The organism is Pseudomonas sp. SK3(2021) (genome assembly GCF_016772375.1).
GTDB classification, from domain to species: domain Bacteria; phylum Pseudomonadota; class Gammaproteobacteria; order Pseudomonadales; family Pseudomonadaceae; genus Aquipseudomonas; species Aquipseudomonas chlororaphis_I.
On record NZ_CP061943.1, the window covers coordinates 5377535 to 5401818 of the forward strand.

Annotated in this window: 19 protein-coding genes; 8 read left to right on the forward strand and 11 right to left on the reverse strand. The window is 64.7% G+C overall.

The window, feature by feature from the left end:
* The first annotated feature begins 1598 nt into the window (after positions 1 to 1598).
* Positions 1599 to 1913 (forward strand): hypothetical protein, encoded by a 315-nt coding sequence (locus IF690_RS23665; RefSeq protein WP_202697601.1) that lies wholly within the window; start codon positions 1599 to 1601, stop codon positions 1911 to 1913.
* A gap of 215 nt (positions 1914 to 2128) precedes the next feature.
* Positions 2129 to 2422, forward strand: a complete 294-nt coding sequence (locus IF690_RS23670) for a hypothetical protein (protein WP_202697602.1) — start codon at positions 2129 to 2131, stop codon at positions 2420 to 2422.
* 102 nt (positions 2423 to 2524) lie between these two features.
* Here the strand turns inward: IF690_RS23670 and IF690_RS23675 are convergent, their stop codons facing one another.
* Entirely contained in the window at positions 2525 to 4867 is a 2343-nt protein-coding gene (locus IF690_RS23675; RefSeq protein ID WP_202697603.1) for a putative bifunctional diguanylate cyclase/phosphodiesterase, read from the reverse strand.
* A gap of 404 nt (positions 4868 to 5271) precedes the next feature.
* Between IF690_RS23675 and lon the strand changes: the two genes are divergently transcribed.
* The 5 genes from lon (at position 5272) to cmoB (ending at position 10898) form a co-directional block, all read left to right on the forward strand.
* On the forward strand, positions 5272 to 7692 hold the full coding sequence (gene lon / locus IF690_RS23680) for an endopeptidase La (RefSeq protein ID WP_202697604.1): 2421 nt from the start codon (positions 5272 to 5274) through the stop codon (positions 7690 to 7692).
* A 182-nt stretch (positions 7693 to 7874) separates the two neighbouring features.
* On the forward strand, positions 7875 to 8267 hold the full coding sequence (locus IF690_RS23685; protein ID WP_202697605.1) for a protease inhibitor I42 family protein: 393 nt from the start codon (positions 7875 to 7877) through the stop codon (positions 8265 to 8267).
* A gap of 1 nt (position 8268) precedes the next feature.
* Positions 8269 to 8904, forward strand: a complete 636-nt coding sequence (locus IF690_RS23690; protein ID WP_202697606.1) for a lysoplasmalogenase — start codon at positions 8269 to 8271, stop codon at positions 8902 to 8904.
* A gap of 297 nt (positions 8905 to 9201) precedes the next feature.
* Positions 9202 to 9945 (forward strand): carboxy-S-adenosyl-L-methionine synthase CmoA, encoded by a 744-nt coding sequence (gene cmoA / locus IF690_RS23695; protein WP_202697607.1) that lies wholly within the window; start codon positions 9202 to 9204, stop codon positions 9943 to 9945.
* Complete coding sequence (cmoB, locus tag IF690_RS23700) at positions 9942 to 10898, forward strand: tRNA 5-methoxyuridine(34)/uridine 5-oxyacetic acid(34) synthase CmoB (protein ID WP_202697608.1); 957 nt, start codon at positions 9942 to 9944, stop codon at positions 10896 to 10898. Before cmoA ends, cmoB begins: the two co-directional genes overlap by 4 nt.
* Positions 10899 to 11012: 114 nt before the next feature.
* Here the strand turns inward: cmoB and tadA are convergent, their stop codons facing one another.
* From tadA to treP, 7 genes are all read right to left on the reverse strand, one after another.
* Positions 11013 to 11507, reverse strand: a complete 495-nt coding sequence (gene tadA / locus IF690_RS23705) for a tRNA adenosine(34) deaminase TadA (protein WP_202697609.1) — start codon at positions 11505 to 11507, stop codon at positions 11013 to 11015.
* Positions 11507 to 12883, reverse strand: coding sequence for a multicopper oxidase family protein (locus tag IF690_RS23710; protein ID WP_202697610.1), 1377 nt, complete (start codon positions 12881 to 12883; stop codon positions 11507 to 11509). The genes tadA and IF690_RS23710 overlap by 1 nt, the downstream gene beginning before the upstream one ends.
* Before the next feature lie 264 nt (positions 12884 to 13147).
* Positions 13148 to 13444: a PTS sugar transporter subunit IIB gene (locus IF690_RS23715; RefSeq protein ID WP_202697611.1), complete on the reverse strand. Its 297-nt coding sequence runs from the start codon at positions 13442 to 13444 to the stop codon at positions 13148 to 13150.
* Positions 13445 to 13446: 2 nt separating this feature from the next.
* Entirely contained in the window at positions 13447 to 15984 is a 2538-nt protein-coding gene (gene ptsP / locus IF690_RS23720) for a phosphoenolpyruvate--protein phosphotransferase (protein WP_202697612.1), read from the reverse strand.
* A gap of 60 nt (positions 15985 to 16044) precedes the next feature.
* Positions 16045 to 17268, reverse strand: a complete 1224-nt coding sequence (locus IF690_RS23725; RefSeq protein WP_202697613.1) for a maltoporin — start codon at positions 17266 to 17268, stop codon at positions 16045 to 16047.
* A 109-nt stretch (positions 17269 to 17377) separates the two neighbouring features.
* Positions 17378 to 19027, reverse strand: coding sequence for an alpha,alpha-phosphotrehalase (gene treC / locus IF690_RS23730; RefSeq protein WP_202697614.1), 1650 nt, complete (start codon positions 19025 to 19027; stop codon positions 17378 to 17380).
* 54 nt (positions 19028 to 19081) lie between these two features.
* Positions 19082 to 20524: a PTS system trehalose-specific EIIBC component gene (gene treP, locus IF690_RS23735; RefSeq protein WP_202697615.1), complete on the reverse strand. Its 1443-nt coding sequence runs from the start codon at positions 20522 to 20524 to the stop codon at positions 19082 to 19084.
* Between the two features lie 337 nt (positions 20525 to 20861).
* Between treP and treR the strand changes: the two genes are divergently transcribed.
* A complete protein-coding gene (gene treR, locus IF690_RS23740) occupies positions 20862 to 21566 on the forward strand; it encodes a trehalose operon repressor (RefSeq protein WP_009050622.1) in 705 nt (234 codons plus the stop codon).
* Positions 21567 to 21588: 22 nt separating this feature from the next.
* Here treR and IF690_RS23745 read toward each other — a convergent pair whose 3' ends face one another.
* From IF690_RS23745 to guaA, 3 genes are all read right to left on the reverse strand, one after another.
* Positions 21589 to 22110 (reverse strand): helix-turn-helix transcriptional regulator, encoded by a 522-nt coding sequence (locus tag IF690_RS23745; RefSeq protein WP_202697616.1) that lies wholly within the window; start codon positions 22108 to 22110, stop codon positions 21589 to 21591.
* 2 nt (positions 22111 to 22112) lie between these two features.
* Complete coding sequence (locus tag IF690_RS23750) at positions 22113 to 22394, reverse strand: hypothetical protein (protein WP_202697617.1); 282 nt, start codon at positions 22392 to 22394, stop codon at positions 22113 to 22115.
* Between the two features lie 289 nt (positions 22395 to 22683).
* Entirely contained in the window at positions 22684 to 24261 is a 1578-nt protein-coding gene (gene guaA, locus IF690_RS23755; protein ID WP_023967138.1) for a glutamine-hydrolyzing GMP synthase, read from the reverse strand.
* Positions 24262 to 24284 lie beyond the last annotated feature (23 nt).

Consider the following 24284-nt stretch of genomic DNA (forward strand, 5'->3'; position numbering starts at 1 on the left):
GGCCTTATCGCAGCCTCGCGGGCTCGGCAGCGGCTACAGGCCAATGTCGATCCGAGATGGGGGTTGCGCCAAACGATGATCGAACGTGCAGTCACGGTTCTTGTAGCCGCTGCCGCAAGCTGCGATCGACCGGTACGGTCGCGGCGTTCTGAGGACCGCTGGAGGTTCGCGGGAGATCGGGAACCAAGGCCCTGCGGGCCTTATCGCAGCCTCGCGGGCTCGGCAGCGGCTACAGGGCCAATGTCGATCCGAGATGGGGGTTGCGCCAAACGATGATCGAACGTGCAGTCACGGCTCTTGTAGCCGCTGCCGCAGGCTGCGATCGACCGGCACGGTCGCGGCGTTCTGAGGACCGCTGGAGGTTCGGCGGGAGATCGGGAACCAAGGCCCTGCGGGCCTTATCGCAGCCTCGCGGGCTCGGCAGCGGCTACAGGCCAATGTCGATCCGAGATGGGTGTTGCGCCAAACGATGATCGAACGTGCAGTCACGGCTCTTGTAGCCGCTGCCGCAGGCTGCGATCGACCGGCACGGTCGCGGCGTTCTGAGGACCGCTGGAGGTTCGGCGGGAGATCGGGAACCAAGGCCCTGCGGACCTTATCGCAGCCTCGCGGGCTCGGCAGCGGCTACAGGTCAATGTCGATCCGAGATGGGGGTTGCGCCAAACGATGATCGAACGTGCAGTCACGGTTCTTGTAGCCGCTGCCGCAGGCTGCGATCGACCGGTACGGTCGCGGCGTTCTGGAAGCCTCTGGACGTTCGGCGGGAGATCGGGAACCAAGGCCCTGCGGGCCTTATCGCAACCTCGCGGGCTCGGCAGCGGCTACAGGGCCAATGTCGATCCAAGATGGGTGTTGCGCCAAACGATGATCGAACGTGCAGTCACGGTTCTTGTAGCCGCTGCCGCAGGCTGCGATCGACCGGTACGGTCGCGGCGCTCTGGAGGCCTCTGAAGTTCGGCGGGAGATCGGGAACCAAGGCCCTGCGGGCCTTATCGCAGCCTCGCGGGCTCGGCAGCGGCTACAGGCCAATGTCGATCCGAGATGGGTGTTGCGCCAAACGATGATCGAACGTGCAGTCACGGCTCTTGTAGCCGCTGCCGCAGGCTGCGATCGACCGGTACGGTCGCGGCGCTCTGGAGGCCTCTGAAGTTCGGCGGGAGATCGGGAACCAAGGCCCTGCGGGCCTTATCGCAGCCTCGCGGGCTCGGCAGCGGCTACAGGGCCAATGTCGATCCAAGATGGGTGTTGCGCCAAACGATGATCGAACGTGCAGTCACGGCTCTTGTAGCCGCTGCCGCAGGCTGCGATCGACCGGCACGGTCGCGGCGTTCTGAGGACCGCTGGAGGTTCGCGGGAGATCGGGAACCAAGGCCCTGCGGGCCTTATCGCAACCTCGCAGGCTCGGCAGCGGCTACAGGGCCAATGTCGATCCGAGATCGGTGTGGCAGTGGCTACAGCGAAAATTCCTACAACACGCGTCGACTCCCATCACCTTGTCCCGCCGGGCCCCGGACTCTATGGTTTGGCCTGTCACTGCTAATTCAGTGACAGGGCGTAGGAACCCTTTTGATGACCCTTGGCGTACTGGAGCCAGCTCAATGAAAAAGGTCGTTCCCGATACACCCGCGTTACCCAACAATCCCCGCCGCTACATGGCCCTCACCAGCAACGACTGCACCATTCCCGCCTTGCTGATCGACACCGAGGCGCCCCTGGATGTGCTGCATGAAGCCGCCGCCCACCGCATCCGCGCGGCGATCCAGCTGCTGGAAAACATCGCCAGCGACGCCAGCCTGCACGGCAACCCGGCGCTGCTCCAGGATTTCGCCCAGCTCTGCGTCATCCCCCTGCGCGATGGCTGCGACCTGCTGGACGTACTCGGCCGGCGCCTGCAGGAACAACTGCCGAGCTGAACCACGATCCGGGGCCGGCGACCGCCAGCCGGCCCTGCGCCGACGCCGTCCTCGACCTGGTCATTGCAAAGGGGCATTAGCCCATCTGTGCTAATCGACCCTCCCCCACCCCGGCGATATAGTGCCCACCACTCACTCGCTCTTCTCAACACCGCCGCTCTGCGGTGTCGGGGCCGGCTGCGCCGTAGAAAACACAACACCAAGGAAGAATCGCCATGAACCTCCACCCCTCTGCCCGTATCCTCACCCTGCTCGGCGGCCTGGTGCTCGCCCTGGGCGGTTGCGCCATTGCCAAACCCAGCAACGACGACCTCAAGAACCGCGCCCAGACCACCCTCGGCAAGCCCGTGACCACGGTCTCCAATGTGCGTAGCGACGCGTCCCAGACCTACTTCACCGCCAGCACCAGCAACGGCGAATACAATTGCGTATTGCCCAGTGGCGGCATGGTCGCCTTCGCCTCCATGGGCGGCGTCGTAGCGCTCCCCGCCGAGTGCACCAAGCAGTAAGCCACGGCCCATCGCCGAGGGCTCATGGCGACAGGCTTCACACCGTGAAGCAGGGCCCGCGGAGGTCTGGCTGCAGCGCCCGGAACGGCCACATAGCGCTGCTCAGCTGGAAATCCGCGACTTCAACAGCCAGGTCTCGAAGGCGGCGGCGCTGAGCGGCCGGCTGATCAGGTAGCCCTGGGCCGTGTCGCAATGCCAGCGCTCCAGCAGGCGCAGGCTGCGCTCCTGCTCCACCCCTTCGGCCACCACCTTGAGCCCCAGGTTGTGGCTCATCTCGATGGTGGAGCGCACGATCACTGCGTCGCCGCTGGTTTCGTCGAGGTTGCGGATAAACGACTGGTCGATCTTCAGCTCCTGCACCGGCAGCCGCTGCAATTGCGCCAGCGACGAATAGCCGGTGCCGAAGTCGTCCACCGACAGGCTGATGCCGCAGTCGCGCAGGCTCTGCAGCACCTCCAGCGCCTGCTCCGGGTGACGCATGATGGCGCTCTCGGTGATCTCGAAAATCAGCTGCTCGGCGGACAGCCGATAGCGCTGCAGCAACACGCTCACCCGCGCCGCCAGGTCGTGGCCATGCAGGTCGTCCGCCGAGATGTTCAGCGACAACTGCAAATGCAACCCACGCATGTTCCATTCGGCCAGTTGCCGCATGCCCTCCTCGATCACCCACAGGGTCAGGCTGTTCATGCTGCCGGTGCGCTCGGCCAGGGGGATGAACTCCGCCGGCGAGACCATGCCGAACTCCGGGTGCTGCCAGCGCAGCAGGGCCTCGGCCTGGTGCACATGGCCGTGGCGCAGGTCGAGCTTGGGCTGGTACAGCAAGAACAGCTCGCCTTCCGCCGCGGCCCGGCGCAGGTCGCGGATCAGCCCGATCTGGCGCTGATGGGCGAGGTCGCGGTCCTGCTGGTAGATCTGCAGGTAACCGGGCTGGGCGGCCGCGTCGTGGCGAGCGATGGCGGCGCGGCTGATCAGCTCTTCCGCCGATTGCCCGTCGGTGGGGTAGACCGCCACGCCGATGCACACCTGGCGCTGCACTTCATCGCCATGAATGGTCTGCGGCCGGCTCAATAACGCGTGGAGCCGATCGGCCATGGCCACCGCGCCATCGATCTCGGTGTTTTCCAGCAGCAACAGGAACTCGTTGGCGGTGATGCGCGCGGCGGTGTCCCCGGTGGACACCGTCTCCGACAGCCGCCGGCTGACTTCGCGCATCATCTGCTCCACCCCTTCCGGGCCCAGGCCTTCGTTGATCGCCCGATAATCCTCGATCCCCAGGTACAGCAGCACGACGTTGCGCCCGGCACCGATGGCATTGCTCAGGCGCTCCATGGCCAGCGCCCGGTTGGGCAGGCCGGTCAAGGGATCGTGCAGGGCGTTGTGGGCCAGTTGCAGCTCGCGGCTGGCAATCCCGCTCTGCATGGCGTTGATCGCCTCGGCCAGCAAGCCGAACTCGTCGGTGCGCTTGAGCACCACCGGCACCTGGTAGTTGCCGGCACCGATGCGCTGGGCCGCATCGGCCAGCACATTCAACGGCCGCGACACCCGCCGCGCCATGAACAAGGCCCCGGCCAGCGACACCACCAGCGCCGCCAGGGCAATCGCCAGGAACTCCCGGTCCAGCGGCGCAAAGGCCTGCAAGGCGTGATCCAACGGGCTTTGCAGCAACGCCAGGACCTGGGGGTCGTCGGGATCGTCGGTGTTGGCCAGTTGCAGGGCCTGATTGAGGAAACGCTTGCCGTGGGCATCGCTCAACTGTGGCAGCGCATGCCAGGACGCGTTGCGCAGGGTGGTGATGATGGTCGCCCAGAAAATATCCGGCTGGGTGCTGAACAGCTCCCCCGCGCGCCCGTCCTGCAGGGTGAGGAAAGACACCTCCAGGTTGCTCATGGAACGCAGCTCGCTGGCGAACAGGTCGTCCATGCGAAACGCCATGACCACCCGGTTCATGTGCATCGGCGTCAGCACCTGCCCCTGGACCAGCAGATAAGGCTGGCCCTTGAGCGCGACGATCAACATGCTTTTGTTCTGCCGCAGGGCCATGCGCAGCGCGCGGTCGTAGGGGAAATGCTCGCCCTCGGCAATCGCCCCCAGGGTGCTGGCGATCACCGCGCCTTCGGCGCCGAGCACGAACAGCTCGCTGCCACGGGTGCCGGTGCCATGCTGACGCAGCGCCTCGAGAATCCGCTGCGAGTCGCCGCTGATCACCGCCTGGCGAAACTGCGCGTCCACCACCAGCCAGTCCACGCCATAACGCAAGCGCCGGCCGCGCAGTTCGAGCAAGCGCTCGAAGACCCGGGTGCCCGTTTGCAGTTGCACTTGCGCCTGGTTTTCCACCGCATGATTGGTCGCGGCCTTGACGGCGAAATACACCACCCCGATCACGATCAACAGCAACAACGCCAATACCCCGGTGATCCTTACCTGGAACGTCTGGCGCCACTTCATGAGCCCGCTCTCGCCGCCACGACCTCACTGTTGTCACCCCTGCACCCCCACGGCGACACCCGCCGCTCCCCGCTGAAAAGTCCCTTGATCATTACGCGTCCCTCTGGGCAGCTAAAGATGCGTCAAATAAATGCCATTTCCCTGACAACATTTAATCGGTCCAGATTAGACCGCCAAGAGAAGAAGATCACGCAATAAAATCAGGGGGTTTACAATGTCATTTTTTTGTCACCGCCAAATTACCAGCATTCCTGCGCAGAAATGACAGCCTCGCCATCGCCGTTTTGGAGGCTGCACCGCGTCCCGGCGACAAGGACTGAAATAATTGATCCGGCCCACGCACCATTGAAACCGCTCGTCACCTGCCCCATCTAACTTCGCATACCCCATTGCGCAGGTGCCCCATGAGCGACCAGCAAGAACTTCCTGAAACCATGAGTGAATACGCCGACCCGGAAAACGCCGAACTCCATACATCCTCCGGCAAGGGTCTGGCCCTGCCCGGGCAGAATCTGCCGGACAAGGTCTACATCATCCCGATCCACAATCGGCCGTTCTTCCCCGCGCAAGTCTTGCCGGTGATCGTCAACGAAGAACCCTGGGCCGAGACCCTGGAATTGGTGAGCAAGTCCGAACACCATTCGCTGGCGCTGTTCTTCATGGACACCCCACCGGAAGACCCACGGCATTTCGACACCTCGGCCCTGCCGCTGTACGGCACCCTGGTCAAGGTGCACCACGCCAGCCGCGAGAGCGGCAAGCTGCAGTTCGTGGCCCAGGGCCTGACCCGTGTGCGCATCCGCACCTGGCTCAAGCACCATCGCCCGCCGTACCTGGTGGAGGTCGAGTACCCGCACCAGCCGAGCGAGCCGACCGACGAGGTCAAGGCCTACGGCATGGCGCTGATCAACGCGATCAAGGAGCTGCTGCCGCTCAACCCGCTGTACAGCGAAGAGCTGAAGAACTACCTCAACCGCTTCAGCCCCAACGACCCGTCGCCGCTGACCGACTTCGCCGCCGCGCTGACGTCGGCCACCGGCAACGAGCTGCAGGAAGTGCTCGATTGCGTGCCGATGCTCAAGCGCATGGAAAAAGTCCTGCCGATGCTGCGCAAGGAAGTCGAGGTCGCGCGCCTGCAGAAAGAGATTTCCGCGGAGGTCAATCGCAAGATCGGCGAGCACCAGCGCGAGTTCTTCCTCAAGGAACAGCTCAAGGTCATCCAGCAGGAGCTGGGCCTGACCAAGGACGATCGCAGCGCCGACATCGAGCAGTTCGAGCAGCGCCTGGCAGGCAAGGTCCTGCCGCCCCAGGCCCAGAAGCGCATCGTGGAGGAGATGAACAAACTGTCGATCCTCGAGACCGGCTCGCCGGAGTACGCGGTCACCCGCAACTACCTGGAATGGGCCACCGCGGTGCCCTGGGGCGTGTACGGCGAGGACAAGCTCGACCTCAAGCACGCGCGCAAGGTGCTGGACCAGCATCACGCCGGGCTCGACGACATCAAGAGCCGGATCCTCGAATTCCTCGCGGTCGGCGCCTACAAGGGCGAGATCAGCGGCTCCATCGTCCTGCTGGTGGGCCCGCCCGGCGTGGGCAAGACCAGCGTCGGCAAGTCCATCGCCGAATCCCTGGGCCGACCGTTCTACCGCTTCAGCGTCGGCGGCATGCGTGACGAGGCCGAGATCAAGGGCCACCGTCGCACCTACATCGGCGCCCTGCCGGGCAAGCTGGTGCAGGCGTTGAAAGACGTCGAAGTGATGAACCCGGTGATCATGCTCGACGAGATCGACAAGATGGGCCAGAGCTTCCAGGGCGACCCGGCCTCGGCGCTGCTGGAAACCCTCGACCCGGAACAGAACGTGGAATTCCTCGACCACTACCTGGACCTGCGCCTGGACCTGTCGAAAGTACTGTTCGTGTGCACCGCCAACACCCTGGACTCGATTCCCGGCCCGCTGCTGGACCGGATGGAAGTGATTCGCCTGTCGGGCTATATCACCGAGGAAAAACTGGCCATCGCCAAGCGCCACCTGTGGCCCAAGCAGCTGGAAAAGGCCGGTGTGTCCAAGGCCCACCTGAGCATCAGCGACGCTGCCCTGCGCGCGGTGATCGAGGGTTACGCCCGCGAAGCCGGGGTGCGCCAGCTGGAAAAACAGCTGGGCAAACTGGTGCGCAAGGCCGTGGTGCGGCTGCTGGAAGATCCGGAGGCGGTGATCAAGCTCGGCACCAAGGACCTGGAAGCCTCCCTGGGCATGCCGGTGTTCCGCAACGAACAGGTGCTCAGCGGCACCGGGGTGATCACCGGCCTGGCCTGGACCAGCATGGGCGGTGCCACGCTGCCGATCGAAGCCACGCGGATTCATACCCTCAACCGTGGCTTCAAGCTCACCGGGCAACTGGGGGATGTGATGAAGGAGTCGGCGGAAATCGCCTACAGCTACGTCACCTCGCACCTCAAGCAGTTCGGTGGCGATGCAAAGTTCTTCGACGAGGCGTTCGTCCACCTGCACGTGCCCGAAGGCGCCACGCCGAAGGATGGCCCGAGCGCCGGGGTGACCATGGCCAGCGCGCTGCTGTCCCTGGCGCGCAACCAGCCGCCGAAAAAGGGCGTGGCCATGACCGGCGAGCTGACCCTGACCGGGCATGTCCTGCCCATCGGCGGGGTGCGCGAGAAAGTCATCGCGGCGCGCCGGCAGAAGCTCTTCGAACTGATCCTGCCGGAAGCCAACCGCGGCCACTTCGAAGAGCTGCCGGACTACCTCAAGGAAGGCATCACCGTGCACTTCGCCAAGCGTTTCGCCGATGTGGCGAAAGTGCTGTTCTAAACGCAGACCTGTAGGAGCGAGCTTGCTCGCGATAGCCGCGCAGCGGCGGTGTATCCGTCGCCCAGCGTCATCGTTGACGGCTTATCGCGAGCCAGCTCGCTCCAACGTCTCTCCCGCCCCGCCACAGATTCCCCCTTCTTCGGTTATGCTCGCCCTTTGTCATGACCGGAGCTTTCTGACCCATGTCACCGATTCGTCTGTTGCTACCCCTCAGCCTTGCCCTGCTCGCCGCCTGCGCCAGCCAACCCAAGCAAAACGTCACGCTCGAGAACCAGAGCGAATGCCCAGTGCAACTGAGCAACGGGCAAAACCTGATCCTGACCCTGCCGAGCAACCCGACCACGGGTTATCGCTGGGCGATCCAGGACTCGGCCGGCGGCGTGCTGCGCAAAGTCAGCCCCGAGGTCTACAGCAACCCCGAAGACAGCGGCCTGGTGGGTAGCGCCGGCCAGTCCACCTGGCGCTTCCAGGCTTTTGCCGCCGGTACCGGGCGCCTGCTGCTGACCTACCAGCAACCCTGGGCCCCGGAAGTCGCGCCGGTGAAGGCCTTCGACTGCGCCATTTCGGTCAAGTGACATGGGCTGGCTGATCCTTGCGCTGATGGGCGCGGCGACCTTCCTCTACGGCCTGAGCATCCACGCCACCCTGCTGTGCCTGCTGGTCAAGCCGCTGCCGGTGCTGGCCCTGCTCGGCTGGCTGCACGATGCGCCCCCCGGCGACTATCGCCGCTGGATCGGCCTCGGCCTGTTGTTCTCCCTGCTCGGCGACGTGCTGCTGGCCTGGCCCGCCGACCTGTTCGTGTTCGGCCTCGGGGCTTTCCTGGTTGCGCATCTGGCCTATCTCAAGGCCTATACCAGCGATTGCCGGCGCCTGGCGCCCTTGCCCCTACTGCTGGCCCTGGTCGCCGGCGCGGCGTTGCTGGGCCTCCTGATCAGCCATGGCCTCGGCCCCTTGCTGGTGCCGGTGATCGTCTACGGCCTGGCCATCAGCGCCATGCTCTGGCGCGCCCTGGCCCGCCTGGGCAGCGACGTGCCCAAGCGCTCGGCGCAACTGGCCGCCGCCGGCGCCGTGGCCTTCGTGTTCTCCGACAGCGTGATCGGCATCAGCCGTTTTGTGGTGGCCTTCGATGCCGCGCCCTACCTGATCATCCTCAGTTACTGGCTGGGGCAATGGGGGATCGCGGCGTCGGCCTTCCGCCAGGAGCCCCGCTGAGCCTGTAGCCCTGTAGCCGCTGCCGAGCCCTGCGAGGCTGCGATCGGTTTGGGCGGCACTCCGACGCAGCGGCCGTAAACCAGTCGCCGCGGTCCTCCAGATAAACCCCATGCACAGGCTTGGCGGGGACCACGTCCTCGTGCGCAGCCTCGCGGGCTCGGCGGCGGCTACAGGGTCACGGGTGGGGCATCCACCTTGTGTCGCCCTTGAGGCCCTGAAGGCCCTTCGGGCCTTATCGCAGCCTGCGGCAGCGGCTACAATGCCGGCCCTCTTTCTATCTCCACCGCTGGAACCGCCGTGAGCAAAGAATCCGACCGCCTTTTCGCCCAGCCCCTGGCCCAGGTGCCCGACTTCGCCTTCAACGAGGACGTGGTGCGGGTGTTCCCGGACATGATCAAGCGCTCGGTGCCGGGTTACCCGACCATTGTCGAGAACCTCGGCGTGCTCGCCGCCCAGTTCGCCCAACCCAACAGCGTGCTCTACGACCTGGGCTCGTCCCTCGGCGCCGTGACCCAGGCCCTGCGCCGCCATGTGCGCACCGACGGCTGCCGGGTGATCGCGGTGGATAACTCAACGGCCATGGTCGAGCGCTGCCGCGAGTACCTCAACGGCCAGGACTCGATGTTCCAGGAGCTGTTGCCGGTCGAAGTGATCGAAGGCGACATCCTCGCCCTGGCGTTCCAACCGGCCTCGGTGGTGGCGCTGAACTTCACCCTGCAATTCATCGCCCCCGAACAGCGCCTGGCCCTGCTCGGGCGCATTCGCCAGGCGCTGCTGCCCGGCGGCGCGCTGATCCTCTCGGAGAAGCTGCGCTTCAATGACCCCGAGGAGCATGCGCTGCTCACCGACCTGCACATCGCCTTCAAGCGCGCCAACGGCTACAGCGAACTGGAAATCGCCCAGAAACGCAGCGCCATCGAAAACGTCATGAAGCCCGACAGCCTCGAAGAACACCGCGAACGCCTGCTGGCCGCCGGGTTCTCGAAAGTCGTGCCGTGGTTCCAGTGTCTTAACTTTGCCTCGTTGATTGCCTTGCCATGATCGATCTGTCCCCCCTCGCCCGCCGTCTGGCCGGTACGCCGCTGGCCGACTGGGCCAACACCCTGCAAGCGCAACTCGACACCAAGATGGAAAAGGGCCACGGCGACCTGGAGCGCTGGCAGAGCGCGCTGGACGCGCTGCCGAAGATCCAGCCAAGCACCGTCGACCTGATCAATGGCCTGACCCTGGACACCGATTGCGACGACGCCACCCGCGCCCAGATGCGCACCGCGCTGATGGGTCTGTCGCCCTGGCGCAAGGGGCCGTTCGACCTGTTCGGCGTGCACGTGGACACCGAATGGCGCTCGGACTGGAAGTGGTCGCGGGTCGCACCGCACCTGAACCTGCAAGGCAAGCGCATCCTCGATGTCGGCTGCGGCAACGGCTACTACATGTGGCGCATGCTCGGCGCCGGTGCCCACAGCGTGATCGGCGTCGACCCGAACTGGCTGTTCTTCTGCCAGTTCCAGGCGGTGCAGCGTTACCTGTCGGAGCCCGCGGTGTGGCACCTGCCGTTCCCGTTCGAGGACCTGCCGCCCAACCTGGAAGGCTTCGACACGGTGTTTTCCATGGGCGTGTTCTACCACCGCCGCTCGCCGATCGAGCATCTGCTGGCGCTCAAGGACTGCCTGGTCAAGGGCGGCGAACTGGTGCTGGAAACCCTGGTGGTGGAAGGCGACCGGCATCAGGTGCTGGTGCCGGAAGACCGCTATGCGCAGATGCGCAACGTGTGGTTCCTGCCGTCGGTGCCGGCCCTGGAACTGTGGCTGCGCCGTGCCGGTTTCAGCGATGTGCGTTGCGTGGATGTGAGCGTGACCAGCGTCGAGGAACAGCGCGGCACCGAGTGGATGAAGTACCAGTCGCTGAGCGACTTCCTCGACCCGAACGACCACAGCAAGACCATCGAAGGCCTGCCGGCGCCGATGCGTGCCGTTATCGTCGCCAAAAAGTAAATACCCTGCTTCTCTAGGAGCGAGCTTGCTCGCGATGAACGATGACGCAGTGTTTCAGCCACTCCGCATCGCCGCCATCGCGAGCAAGCTCGCTCCTACAAAAAAGAAAGGCGTTTAGTCGCGGCTGGCGCGGCGTGCCTTGAAAAACTCACTCAACACCGCGCCGCACTCTTCAGCCAGGACCCCGCCCTCGACCAGTACCCGATGGTTGAGAAACCCCTGGCTGAAGAACTGCCCCTGGCTCTGCACGATGCCCGCCTTGGGCTCCAGGGCGCCGTATACCACCCGGGCGATACGCGAATGCACGATCAGCCCGGCGCACATGCTGCACGGTTCCAGGGTCACGTAGAGGGTGCTGCCGGGCAGGCGATAGTTGTCGACCGCCTGGGCCGCGGCGCGGATCGCGACCATTTCCGCGTGGGCGCTGGGATCGCTGCCGCTGATCGGGCAGTTGTAGCCGCGACCGATGATTTCCCCGTCCTGCACCAGCACCGCGCCCACCGGCACCTCGCCCAGGGCCGCGCCCTGGGCGGCCAGGGCCAGGGCTTCACGCATGAAGTCCTGGTCGCGGCTGCGATCGATGATCCGGGCGGGGCGAATCTGCCGCATCAGGCCACCTCGATGGCGGCCATCAGGCCGGTTTCCATGTGGTCGATCACATGGCAATGGAACATCCACACCCCCGGGTTATCCGCCACCAGCGCCACCCGGGCACGCTCGTTCTTGCCCAGCAGGTAGGTGTCGGTGAAGTACGGGGTGATCTTCTTGCGGTTCGAGGCGATGACCTTGAAGCTCATGCCGTGCAAGTGGATCGGGTGCTGGTACTGAGTCATGTTCTTCAATTCGAAAATGTAGCTCTGGCCCTTCTTGAGCGTAGCGATCGGGCGGTCGGCGCAGGTCTTGTCGGTGATGTCCCAGGCCTTGCCGTTGATCTGCCAGAGGCTCGGTGGCTTGCCATTGTCCACGTTCACCGAGACCGAGCCAACCCACTCGAAGTTGAAGTTGAGCTTCTCGGCGTTATCCAGGTCCGGCTCGGCGATCGGGTTGGCCGGCAATGCGGGCGGCCATGCGGTCGGCGCATCGCTGTTGGCCACCGAACGCAAGGTGCCCAGGCGCACCGGGCCGTTGCGCAGCGCCAGCTCCTCGCCGGCCGGCGGCGCCTTGATCGCCAGGCAGATGCGCATGCCCGGCCCCAGCCAGTATTCCTTGCCCAGCGGCCGCGGCTCGATGGGATTGCCATCCAAAGCGTAGATCTGCGCTTCGACACCGGGGATGTTGATGCGGTAGGTCAGGGTGTTGTCGAGGTTGAGCAGGCGCACGCGGGTGATCTGCCCGGCCGGGATGTCCACCACCGCCTGGGACACACCGTTGATGGTCGACAGGCGCCCCGCCGTACCGCCACGCGCCGCCTCGCGGGGAATGCTGAACGGCACGAAGGCACCGGCTTCATCCACATGCCAGCTTTTCAGGCTCAGGGTGCGTTCGTACTTGAAGCCGGTGGGCTCGCGTTCTTCGATGATCAGCGGGCCGACCAGGCCGCGGCCCAGCTCTTCGCTGCTGTTGACGTGAGGGTGGTACCAGTAGCTGCCGGCATCCGGCACGCGGAACTTGTAGTCGAAGTACTCGCCCGGCATGACCGGCAGTTGCGAGACATAAGGCACGCCGTCCATCTCCAGCGGCAGGCGGATGCCGTGCCAGTGGATGGTGGTGGCCACCGGCAGGTGGTTGATGAAGCGCACCCGCAGCCACTCGCCTTGGCGCACCCGCAGCTCGGTGCCCGGCGCGGAAGGGCCGAAGGCCCAGGCTTCGGTCTTGTGGCCCGGCACCAGCTCGACGTCCAGCGGCGCGGCGATCAGTTGATAATCGTGGCCCGCCTCGGCGTCGGCCATCTTGCCCAGCCAGTAACGCGACGCGCCACCGGCGCCCACGCCAACCACTGCAAGACCGGCCAGGCCACCGAGTATCTGTCGACGGGTAAAGGACATGGACTCAACTACCTCACGTATCCGCGGCGGGCCAGGGCCCGCAAAAGGCGAATACGATACACCCGCAGTTGAGAAACAGTAAGGCCGGCGCGGCAAGCGGCCGCAGATGGGTGGGTGCCATGGCGTATGGAGGAAAAAAGGCGCTGATCATTCGGCCGCTATCGCGAGCAAGCTCGCTCCTACAACGGAATATGCAGTCCTGTAGGAGCGAGCTTGCTCGCGATCGAGTGCGCAGCACTCGCATAAACCCAGGCTCGACAGCGGCTACGCAGATAACCCGACAAGCAGATGCACCACGCCTCCCGCCAGCGCCATCGTCCCGAGCACACCGGCGCTACGTAAGGCCACAACATCGAGCAAGGTCGGATCATGCAACTCCACCCGCACCCGGGTCAGGGCCACGCGCTGCCGGGTCTTGAGGTTGTTCACACCGCCCAGCGCCGCAATGACGGCTGCGTCCAGGGCTGCGTCGTCCTTGGTTTGGGTTGTCGCCTTCGGCTGGTCAGGCACCAGGTCCGGGGTCAGGGCCTTCCAGAACGCCCGCTGCAATTTCTCGAACATGTTCAGTTCTCCAGAACCAGTGAAGGGGCCAGCATCGACTGTTGATGCTGGTGCAAGGCGTCGCGTACCTGATCGGCGCTTTCCAGGCCGAGAATGCGCCCGGCAAGGGCCTGGCATTGGCTCAGCTCGACCTCGCGCACGCGGGCCTTGATCGCCGGAATCAGCGGCACGCTGACCGACAGCTCGTCCACCCCCAGCCCCAGCAGCAGCGGCACCGCCAGGGTTTCCGAAGCCAGCGCCCCGCAGACACCGACCCACTTGCCGTGGGCATGGGCAGCCTTGACCGTGGCAGCGATCAGGCGCAACACCGCCGGGTGAAAACTGTCGGCCTGGCTGGCCAGGCGCGGATGATCGCGATCCATGGCCAGGGTGTACTGGGTCAGGTCGTTGGTGCCGATGGAGAAGAAGTCCACCTGCGGCGCGAACAGGTCGGCCAGCAGCGCCGCCGACGGCACTTCGATCATGATCCCCAGCTTCGGCAACGCCTTGAGCCCCAGGGCCAGGGCCTCGTCCTCCAGCATTTGCCGCGCCTGCCGCAACTCCGCCAGCTGGGTGACCATCGGCAGCATGATGTGCAGGCGGGCCAGCCCGGCGCTGGCGAGGATCGCCCGGAACTGCTCGCGCAGCAGTTGCGGGCGCTCCAGGCACAGGCGGATCCCGCGCATGCCGAGGAAGGGGTTGGCTTCAGGCTCCATCGGCACATAGGCCAGCGGTTTGTCGCCACCGACATCCAGGGTCCGCACCACCAGGTTGCGCTCCGGCCCCAGGGCCCGGGCGATGGCGCTGTAGGTCGCGGCCTGCTCCTCATGGCTCGGGGCGACGCCGCGGTCCTGGTAAAGAAACTCCGAGCGCAGCAGGCCGACGCCCTCCCCGCCCAGGTCCATGGCCTGCTCAGCCTCGGTCAGCGAAGCGACGTTGGCCGTCACCTCGACATGATGGCCGTCGCGGGTCACCGCGGCCTGGGCAGCCTGCTCCAGCTCCTGGCGCTGGCGCTGCTGTTGCTGCAGACGCCGCGCCTGCAACTGCTCGATCACCGTCAGTTGCGGGTCCAGGTGCAGTTCGCCCTGGTCGGCATCCAGCAACACCGGCGTGCCGCTGGCCAGCGCCAGCACCTGTACCGGCAGGCCACAGAGCGCCGGCAAGCCCAGGGCCCGGGCCAGAATCGCCACATGGCTGGTGGCGCCGCCGCCGACCGTGGCAAACCCCAGCACCTTGCGGGTATCGAGGCCAGCGGTCTGGGAGGGGGTGAGCTGCTCGGCAATCAGGATCGCCTGCTCCGGCAGGGCCCAGGCGCTGTCCTGCACGCCCAGCAGCAACTTGAGCACCCGCTGCCCGACATCCATCAGGTCCAGCGCGCGCTCGGCCAGCAACGGATTGCCCAGGCCCTTGAACAGCTCGGCGGTGGCCTCGGTGGCGCTGTTCCAGGCGAATGCCGCGCTTTTGCCGTCGGCGATCAGGGCATGGGCCTGCTCCAGCAGGCTCGGGTCTTCCAGCAGCTCCTGGTGAGCCTTGAAGATCTCGCCCTGGGCTGTGCTGGCGGCCTTGTCCCGCAGGACTTGCAGGGCCTCGGTGGCCTGCGCCAGCGCCCGTTCCAGCAGCTCGCGCTGCGCTGCCTGATCGCTGGCCAACTCGACGATCTCGAGCTTCTGCTCGGCCACCTGCACCACCTGCCCGAAGGCCGACCCCGTCGAGGCACAAACGCCCCGCAACAACTTGCCCGATGGCGCGGCAACCGGCGCCACAGGTTCGGCGGCGATCGCCGCCGTCACCGCCTCGCCACAACCACTCGCCAGCAATCCGGCCAGGGCCTTGATCGCCGCCTCGGCATCCGCGCCCGCCGCGCTGATTTGCAAGGCATCGCCCTGCACGGTCTGCAACGCCATGATCGCCACCAGGGACTTGGCGTTGGCGCTGGCCTGCTGCTTGTGCAGGCAGATGCTCGCCTTGAAGCCCTTGGCCGCCTGGGCGAACACCGCCGCCGGGCGCGCATGCAGGCCATTGGGGTTGGGCAGCGTCACAGGTTTGGAGAACAGCGCCTTGCCCTCCTCCTCGGGCTCCGCGCTTGGCGCAGGCTCGCCCAGGCTCAACTGCAACAGCGGCTGGCCGCTGTCCACCAGCGCGCTGTCCGCGCTCAGCCAGGTGAACGGCTCGCCACTGACCACCAGCATCAGCGTCAGCAGGCTGCGGGCGTGCACCGCGATGTAGTCGGCATCGAACTCGATCAGCGGCTGCCCGGCCTCGACCCGCTGGCCCTCCTGCACCAGGCGGCTAAAGCCCTGGCCCGCCAGGTTCACCGTGTCCAGGCCGATGTGCATCAGCACCTGCACGCCGTTGTCGTCAGTGATGCTCACCGCATGGCCACTGTCCTGCACGTTGCTGACCACGCCGGCCAACGGCGCGCGCAGGGTCTGCGAGGTCGGGTCGATGCACAGGCCGTCACCAATGACCCGGCTTGAGAACACCGGGTCCGGCACTTGCTCCAGGGGCATCAGCAGCCCGGACAGCGGCGCGAGCAGTTGCAATTGTTGGGTTGTAGCCATGACTTCACCTGCTGTTTGTTCTTGTAAGTGCCGATGGAGCGCGAGCCCCGACAGCATCGCTTATTTCCACCAGTACTCGACCTGCAATCCGACGTTCGCACCATGCCTGGCGGTGCCGAAGGCGCCGGTATCGGACAGCGCCGAGCCCGCCGCCAGCTCGTTCGCCGCGCGCTTGGCGGCCTGGTTCCAGCTGGCATAGGTGTAGTACAGGCGCACCTCGGGGCGCGCCCAGAATTCCGGGCCCTTGGGCGACCAGGTCGGGGCGAAGGTGAACTTGCTGAGCTTGCGCGTGCCGCCGGGAGCCTCGACCTGATCGTGGCCCAGCTCGGTGACCAGCTTGAACTGCTCGCTGATCGCATAGGCCGGGCGGATACCCAGGGAGATCCAGTTCTGGTCGTTACCGTCGGGGCGGATGTCTTTCTGGTAGATCGCTTCGACCTGCCCGCCAAAGCGCGGGGTCAGTTGCCAGTCGAAGAACTCCACCAATCGGTAGCTCTTGTTGCTGTCGTCCAGTTGCACATTGCCGGTGTAGCCCAGCCCGGTGCCCGGGCCTTCGCCGTACTGCAACGCCAGCTTGTTCTTGCCGCCCAGGAAGTCCTTTTGCACATGCTGGGCGGTGATCGCCCAGCCCCGATGGACGTCGCGGCTGTCGGGCTGGTCGATGTAGCTCAGGCCTAGCTCCAGCTCGCCGCCGGGGTTGGTCTTGAAACCGGCGACGTTGAAATCGTGCCGGTTGATGTAGTCCTTCTGGTACAGGTTGTCCTTGCGCGAGAAGGCGTAGCTGTATTTCAGGTCACCGATCAGCACGTCCTCGATGCCGCCGCCGGTGGCGCTCTGGTTCCAGTAGTAGAAGTCGGAGATATGGATGTCGTTGCGCTTGTAATAACGCCGGCCAGCCCACAGCGAACCGCCATTGAGGCTGGGCATGTTCGACCACTGGGCATACATCTGCGGCATGCGCGCCGAGCCGTTGTCGCCCTGGAAGGTCAGGCTGCGGTCGTACTGGTTATAGAGCGACGCCATGGCGTCGACGCTGAGCACCGAGCCGTCGGCCAGGGTGTACAGGTCCTGGCGCAGTTCCAGCTCGGCGTACTGTTCGCATTCGTTGCCCAGGCGGTATTTGGACTGCGCGCCGGGCAGTTGGAAACACGACTGCGAGCTGCTGTTGACCGAGGTCCCGAGACCACTGCGCAGGTAACCGGCGAACTCCAGGGCCTGGGCCGGGAACGGCAAGGCCAGGCAGACGCAGGAGGCTGCAAGGCCGCGATTTATTGTTGTTTTCATAAGCCACCCCATTATTTTTATTTTGTGTGTGTGCCCCGCAGGCGCCGCCCTACCGGCGAGCGAACGCTCGCGGTGTGCCGGGCACGCCGCGCTCATGCGGGGAAGGTTGTCAGCGGTCGATCAGGTGCAGGACAAAGGACTCGTAAGGCCGCAGGAACAGCTGGCGACTGCGGGTTTCATGGTCCGCGTAGTTACTGATGACCAGGCGCTGCTCCATGCGCTCGGTCATCACTTCCTCCGGCAACTGCACTTCACAGGCGCTGCCGTAGAAATTGTTCACCACCAGCAGGCGCTCGCCCTGGCCCTCGCGCAGATAGGCCCAGACCTGCGGGTGCTCGGCCAGCAACTGGCGATATTCGCCGTCCTGGATCAGCGGCTCGCGACGGCGCAGGGCAATCAGCTGGCGGTAGTGGTGCAACACCGAATCCGGGTCTTCGAGCTGCTGCTCGACGTTGATTTGCGCGGCACTCGCCGGCACACCGATCCAGGGTTCGACGCTGCTGAAACCGGCATGGGCCCCGGCACTCCATTGCATCGGCGTGCGCCCGTTGTCCCGGGACTTCTGCATGATCGCCGCCATGTTGTCCGCCTCGCTGTCACCGGCTTCGTGCCTGAGGCGATAGATGTTCAGGGTCTCGACATCGCGGTATTGGTCGATGTGGGTAAAACCCGGGTTGGTCATGCCCAGCTCCTCGCCCTGGTATACGAACGGCGTGCCCTGGAGGAAGTGCAGCGCGGTGGCGAGCATCTTCGCCGAAACCACGCGGTACTCGCCGTCATCGCCAAAGCGCGACACCACCCGCGGCTGGTCGTGGTTACACCAGAACAGCGCATTCCAGCCGCCACCGGCCTGCATGCCGCTCTGCCAGTCGGAGAGGATGCGCTTGAGCTGGAGGAAGTCGAAATCGGCGCGGATCCACTTCTGCAGGTTCGGGTAATCGACCTTCAGGTGGTGGAAGTTGAAGGTCATCGACAGCTCTTTCGACTCGGGCTGCGAATAACGAATGCAGTGCTCGAGGCTGGTGGAGGACATCTCGCCGACATTGATCAGGTCAAAGCCCTCGAAGACCTCGCGATGCATCTGCTGCAGGTACGGGTGCACGTTCGGGCCGTCGGTATAGAAGCGCCGGCCATCGCTGGCGTCTTCCGGGAAATCGGCCGGCTTGGAGATCAGGTTGATCACGTCCAGGCGGAAGCCGCCAACCCCCTTGTCGCGCCAGAAGCGCATCATCTTGAATACTTCGGCGCGCACCCGGGGGTTGTCCCAGTTGAGGTCGGCCTGGGTGTGGTCGAACAGGTGCAGGTAGTACTGGCCGGTCTGCGCTTCGTATTCCCAGGCGGAACCGCCGAACTTGGATTCCCAGTTGTTCGGCTGGTCGCGCCAGATGTAGAAGTCGCGGTACGGGTTGTCGAGGCTGCTGCGGGCCTGCTGGAACCACTCATGTTCGATGGAGGTGTGGTTGACCACGATGTCCAGCATCAGCTTGATGCCGCGCTTGCCGGCCTCGGCGATCAGCAACTCGCAATCGGCCATGGTCCCGTAGCTCGGGTCGATGGCGTAGTAGTCGCTGATGTCGTAGCCGTTGTCACGCTGCGGCGAACGCAGGAACGGGGTGAGCCACAGGCAATCGACCCCCAGCCAATGCAGGTAGTCGAGCTTGTCGACCACCCCCAGCAGGTCGCCGGTGGCCTGGCCGCTGTGGCTGTAGAAACTCTTCGGGTAGATCTGGTAGATCACCGAACGCTGCCAGTCTTGCATGGCGGGCTCCTTCAATGGGTTGGGTACTGGCCCTGGGGGCCTTATCGCGATCTGTCAGGCGACGCGATACCCCGGCCGGATGATCTTCATGCTCAAGCCGCAGGTCAGTACGAACGGCACCACCAGGGCAACGACCATGCCGACCACGAACATCGGGATGTACTGGGGAATGATCGAGATGAACCCCGGCAACCCGCCGACGCCAATGGCCGAGGCCTGGACCTTGTTCAACGAGAGGAAAATGCTGCCCAGCGCCGAGCCGATCAGCGCGGCGTAGAACGGGAACTTGTAGCGCAGGTTGACCCCGAACATGGCCGGCTCGGTGATGCCGAAGTAAGCGGAGATCGCCGAGGTCGAGGCCATGCTGCGATCCCGCGCGTTGCGGCTCATGCTGAACACCGCCAGCGCCGCGCTGCCCTGGGCCAGGTTGGACATGACGATCATCGGCCAGATGAACGTGCCGCCCTGGGTCGAGATCAGTTGCAGGTCCACGGCGAGGAACATGTGGTGCATGCCGGTGATCACCAGCGGCGCGTAGAGCAGGCCGAAAATAGCCCCGCCGACCATCGGCGCCAGCTCGAACAGGGTGACCACGCCTTCGGTGATCAGGATCCCCAGGTGCCGGGTCACCGGGCCGATCACCGCCAGTGCCAGCACGCCGGTGACCACTATGGTGGTGATGGGCACGACCAGCAGGGTGATCGCGTTCGGCACCCGCGCCCGCAGCCATTTTTCGATGACGCTCATGACGTAGGCCGCCAGCAGGATCGGCAGGATCTGCCCCTGGTAGCCGACCTTCTCGATCTGGAACAGGCCGAAGATGTCGAAGTACGGCAGGCTCTGGCCCTCCAGCCCGGCCACGGCCTTGCCGTAGTTCCAGGCATTGAGCAGGTCGGGGTGCACCAGCATCAGGCCCAGGACGATGCCGAGGATCTCGCTGCCGCCAAAGCGCTTGGCCGCCGACCAGCCCACCAGGGCCGGCAGGAATACGAAGGAGGTGTTGGCCATCAGGTTGATCAGGCTCCACACGCCATCCAGGGTCGGGTAGGCCTCGAGCAGGGTGCGGCCTTCGATGAACATGCCCTTGGCGCCGATCAGGTTGTTCACCCCCATCAGCAGGCCGGCAATGATCAGCGCCGGCAGGATCGGCATGAAGACATCGGAAAACACCCGCACCAGGCGCTGCATGGCGTGGGTCTTGTCGGCGCCCTTCTGCTTGACGTCGGCGATGGTGGACGCGGCCAGCCCGGTGAGCTGGCGCAACGCGGCATAGACCTTTTCGACTTCGCCGGGGCCGATGACCACCTGGAACAGGCCACCGGTGAAAAACGAGCCCTTGACCAGATCGATCTGGTTCAGCGTCGCGCTGTCCACCAGGCCCGGGTCCTTGAGCGCCAGGCGCAGGCGGGTGACGCAATGCGCGGCCTGTTCGAGGTTGTCGGCGCCACCGAGGCTGTACAGCAACTCGCTGGCGATCGTGGAGTAATCGTGGCTCATGCTTGTTCTTCCGCTTTGGTTTTTTGTTATTGGCAGCACGCCGAAGCGAAAAATACTCGTCTGTACGAGTTAAAGCAACAACTCGTACAGACGAGTTTACGAATACCGCTTCGAAACCCAGGTTGCGTGGAGTTTCTGCTGCACGAAAACAGCTCTAGCCCCGTGTTCTCCAGCAGAGCACGCCATGCGCGACAGAAAATTCTTAAACTGCTGTAAGGTATTTCATCGCCAGTTTGACACCCGCAATCAGGCGTTCGACCCCAGCGTCTCAAATAGACAAATCCGCTCACGGCCCTTAAGGTTCCCGCCTTGAGCGCAGACGGCACAGAGCCATCCCATGAGTAAATACAACCAGATCTACAGCGATCTGCTTGCCAGCATCACCACCGAGCGCCTGGAACGCGGCGCCCGCCTGCCTTCCGAAACCGAGTTGATGGACAGCTACCAGGCCAGCCGCGGCACCGTGCGCAAGGCCATCGAGCAGTTGCAGGAGCGCGGCTTCGCCCAGAAGATCCACGGCAAGGGCACTTTTGTGCTGTCGCCGCACCCGATCGAGTTCCAGCTGGGCGGTATTGTCAGCTTCCAGGAAACCTATCCGCGCCTGGGCAACGACGTCAGCACCGAGGTGGTGGAGTTCACCCAGTTTCCCCTCGAAGGCGCGCTGCGCGAACACCTGCAGGCCGAGGAAGGCAGCCTGATCACCCGCATCAAGCGGGTGAGGCGTATCGATGGCAAACGGGTGATTCTCGACATCAACCACTTCGTCGCCGAGTTGATCCCGGGGCTGGACCGACAGATTGCCGAGCACTCGATCTACGCCTACATCGAGCAGACCCTGCAATTGCAGATCAGCTACGCCCAGCGGACCATCGAAGCGATTCCACGCACCCGGGATGACCAGCAGCACCTGGACCTGGAGGGCCAGAGCCACGTGATAGTGGTCAGCAACCAGACCTTCCTGCAGGACGGCCGACAGTTCGAGTACACCGAATCACGCCACACCCTGGACAAGTTCTACTTCTCGGACGTCGCCCGGCGCTGACCGCCGCGGCGGGCCGGCCTGCTCAGCCCAGCAGCGCCACCAGTTCGGCACTCGGAATGCCGACCCGCCGGGCCTCCTTGGCAACGTTCACGGATTGCGCGGCCCGCGCCACCTCTATCACCGGGTGCTGCAACTGGTAACCGCCCCTGGCCTCCAGCCAGCTCAACACTTCCGCCAGATGCCAGAGCGAGGCACTGCCCTCGTGGATCGCCAGGGGGAAACTGCCGGCATGGTTGAGCATCAGCTTGCGCATGTTCTGCCGGGAAACCCCGACGATGTCGGCAATCTCGCTCAGGCCGACGAAATCCGGGCTGGCCTCTACCAGCCGCGCATCCGGAATGATCCGCTTGATATCGCCCAGGGCACTGAGCAGCGCCGCTTCACCGCTTTCGGCCTCGCGGCTGAACTCCAGCGCCAGGCGCCCCGCCAGCCCGGTACCGACCAGCGCGTCGGTGCAGCCCCCCGCGCCGAGGCGCTCCACCAGCACGTCCGGATCGCAGTCGTGGGCGGGCAGCAGGTAGTTGAGGGTAAACAGGTATTCCATGGTCATGACTCCCGACGAGGTTGCGGGACTTTCCCGCCGCGCAGCTGATTCAGCGTGCAGTTGTCGATTACCCGGCACAGCGCCCGGGCATGCTGGAGGGGATTTTTCGGCGTGCTCCACACACTGGTGATGCAGAACTCGCCGCAACGACACACCTCGCTGTTGTAAGGGCAGTAGATCCTGCCCCAGGCATGACCGCCGCCGACTTCGACGCGCCAGCCCTGCCATTCGGCGTAACGCAGCGCCATTTCAATGCCTTTCTTGGGATGAGGTGTGCGAGCCATCCATGGCCTCCAGTCTCGTCAACAATGAAAAGGTTGTCAACTGACAACCATGAATTCTTTCAACGCCTGCGCCGGCATCGCCAAAGGCCGCCGGGGGAGTTCGATGAATGTCTGTCGAGGGTACACAGGCCAGGCGGGCGACGATGGGCCCATGTCTTTCCTGGTATTGCGGGAGGGCTGGAAACCGGGCTTTTTAAAGACCCTGAAACACAAATGGCGATCGACACCCGAAGGTCTCGATCGCCATTGCCATTGCCTGAACGATCAGCAGCCGATCACTCGGCCGGGATCATTCCCACTCGATGGTGGCTGGCGGCTTGCTCGACACGTCGTAGGTGACGCGGGAGATGCCTTCGATTTCGTTGATGATCCGGCCGCTGACGGTTTCCAGCAGCTCGTAGGGCAGGTGCGCCCAACGCGCGGTCATGAAGTCGATGGTTTCCACGGCACGCAGGGCCACGACCCAGGCGTAGCGACGGCCGTCACCGACCACGCCCACCGATTTCACCGGCTGGAACACCACGAACGCCTGGCTGACCTTGTGGTACCAGTCGGCCTTGCGCAGCTCTTCGATGAAGATGTGGTCGGCGCGACGCAGCAGGTCGGCGTATTCCTTCTTCACTTCGCCGAGGATGCGCACGCCCAGGCCCGGACCCGGGAACGGGTGACGGTAGACCATGTCGTACGGCAGGCCCAGCTCCAGGCCCAGACGACGGACTTCGTCCTTGAACAGCTCGCGCAGGGGCTCGACCAGCTTGAGGTTCATTTCTTCCGGCAGGCCACCCACGTTGTGGTGCGACTTGATCACGTGGGCCTTGCCGCTCTTGGCGCCAGCCGACTCGATCACGTCCGGGTAGATGGTGCCCTGGGCCAGGAACTTGATGTTTTCCAGCTTGCAGGATTCGGCATCGAACACATCGATGAAGGTACGGCCGATGATCTTGCGCTTCTTCTCCGGGTCGGCTTCGCCGGCCAGGTTGTTGAGGAACTGCTCCTCGGCGTTGGCGCGGATTACCTTGACGCCCATGTTCTCGGCGAACATGGCCATCACTTGCTCGCCTTCGTGCAGGCGCAGCAGGCCGTTGTCGACGAAGACGCAGGTCAGCTGGTCGCCGATGGCCTTGTGCAACAGGGCCGCGACCACCGAGGAATCGACGCCGCCGGACAGGCCCAGCAGGACATTGTCGGTGCCCACTTGGGCACGCACCTGGGCGATAGCGTCTTCAGCAATCTTCGACGGTGTCCACAGGGCTTCGCAGCCGCAGATGTCGAGGATGAAGCGCGACAGGATGCGACCGCCCTGCTTGGTGTGGGTCACTTCCGGGTGGAACTGCACGCCGTAGTAACGCAGATCGTCGTTGAACATGCCGGCGATCGGGCAGCTCGGGGTGCTGGCCAGGATGTGGAAGTCTTCCGGCATCCTGGTGACCTTGTCACCGTGGCTCATCCACACGTCGAGGCCGAACAGGCCATCGGCATCGACGTGGTCTTCGATGCCGTCCAGCAGGCGGCTCTTGCCGACCACATCGACGCGGGCATAACCGAATTCACGCAGCTCGGAACCCTCGACCTTGCCGCCCATTTGCTCGGCCATGGTCTGCATGCCGTAGCAGATACCGAAGACCGGCACGCCCAGGTCGAACACCGCTTGCGGGCAGCGCGGGCTGTCGGCTTCGTGCACGGACTCGGGGCCGCCAGCGAGAATGACGCCTTTTGGAGCGAATTGGCGAATCGCTTCGTCATCCATGTCGAACGGATGCAGTTCGCAGTACACGCCGATTTCACGCACGCGACGGGCGATCAATTGGGTGTACTGAGAACCGAAATCGAGGATCAGGATGCGGTGGGCATGAATGTCGAGGGCCATGATTCAGTCTCGTCTAGGTAATT

Coding starts and splice junctions, on each gene's coding strand:
- IF690_RS23665 (WP_202697601.1), top strand. CDS start 1,599: ATGAAAAAGGTCGTTCCCGATACACCCGCGTTACCCAACAATCCCCGC.
- IF690_RS23670 (WP_202697602.1), top strand. CDS start 2,129: ATGAACCTCCACCCCTCTGCCCGTATCCTCACCCTGCTCGGCGGCCTG.
- IF690_RS23675 (WP_202697603.1), bottom strand. CDS start 4,867: ATGAAGTGGCGCCAGACGTTCCAGGTAAGGATCACCGGGGTATTGGCG.
- lon (WP_202697604.1), top strand. CDS start 5,272: ATGAGCGACCAGCAAGAACTTCCTGAAACCATGAGTGAATACGCCGAC.
- IF690_RS23685 (WP_202697605.1), top strand. CDS start 7,875: ATGTCACCGATTCGTCTGTTGCTACCCCTCAGCCTTGCCCTGCTCGCC.
- IF690_RS23690 (WP_202697606.1), top strand. CDS start 8,269: ATGGGCTGGCTGATCCTTGCGCTGATGGGCGCGGCGACCTTCCTCTAC.
- cmoB (WP_202697608.1), top strand. CDS start 9,942: ATGATCGATCTGTCCCCCCTCGCCCGCCGTCTGGCCGGTACGCCGCTG.
- tadA (WP_202697609.1), bottom strand. CDS start 11,507: ATGCGGCAGATTCGCCCCGCCCGGATCATCGATCGCAGCCGCGACCAG.
- IF690_RS23710 (WP_202697610.1), bottom strand. CDS start 12,883: ATGTCCTTTACCCGTCGACAGATACTCGGTGGCCTGGCCGGTCTTGCA.
- IF690_RS23715 (WP_202697611.1), bottom strand. CDS start 13,444: ATGTTCGAGAAATTGCAGCGGGCGTTCTGGAAGGCCCTGACCCCGGAC.
- ptsP (WP_202697612.1), bottom strand. CDS start 15,984: ATGGCTACAACCCAACAATTGCAACTGCTCGCGCCGCTGTCCGGGCTG.
- IF690_RS23725 (WP_202697613.1), bottom strand. CDS start 17,268: ATGAAAACAACAATAAATCGCGGCCTTGCAGCCTCCTGCGTCTGCCTG.
- treC (WP_202697614.1), bottom strand. CDS start 19,027: ATGCAAGACTGGCAGCGTTCGGTGATCTACCAGATCTACCCGAAGAGT.
- treP (WP_202697615.1), bottom strand. CDS start 20,524: ATGAGCCACGATTACTCCACGATCGCCAGCGAGTTGCTGTACAGCCTC.
- treR (WP_009050622.1), top strand. CDS start 20,862: ATGAGTAAATACAACCAGATCTACAGCGATCTGCTTGCCAGCATCACC.
- IF690_RS23745 (WP_202697616.1), bottom strand. CDS start 22,110: ATGGAATACCTGTTTACCCTCAACTACCTGCTGCCCGCCCACGACTGC.
- IF690_RS23750 (WP_202697617.1), bottom strand. CDS start 22,394: ATGGCTCGCACACCTCATCCCAAGAAAGGCATTGAAATGGCGCTGCGT.
- guaA (WP_023967138.1), bottom strand. CDS start 24,261: ATGGCCCTCGACATTCATGCCCACCGCATCCTGATCCTCGATTTCGGT.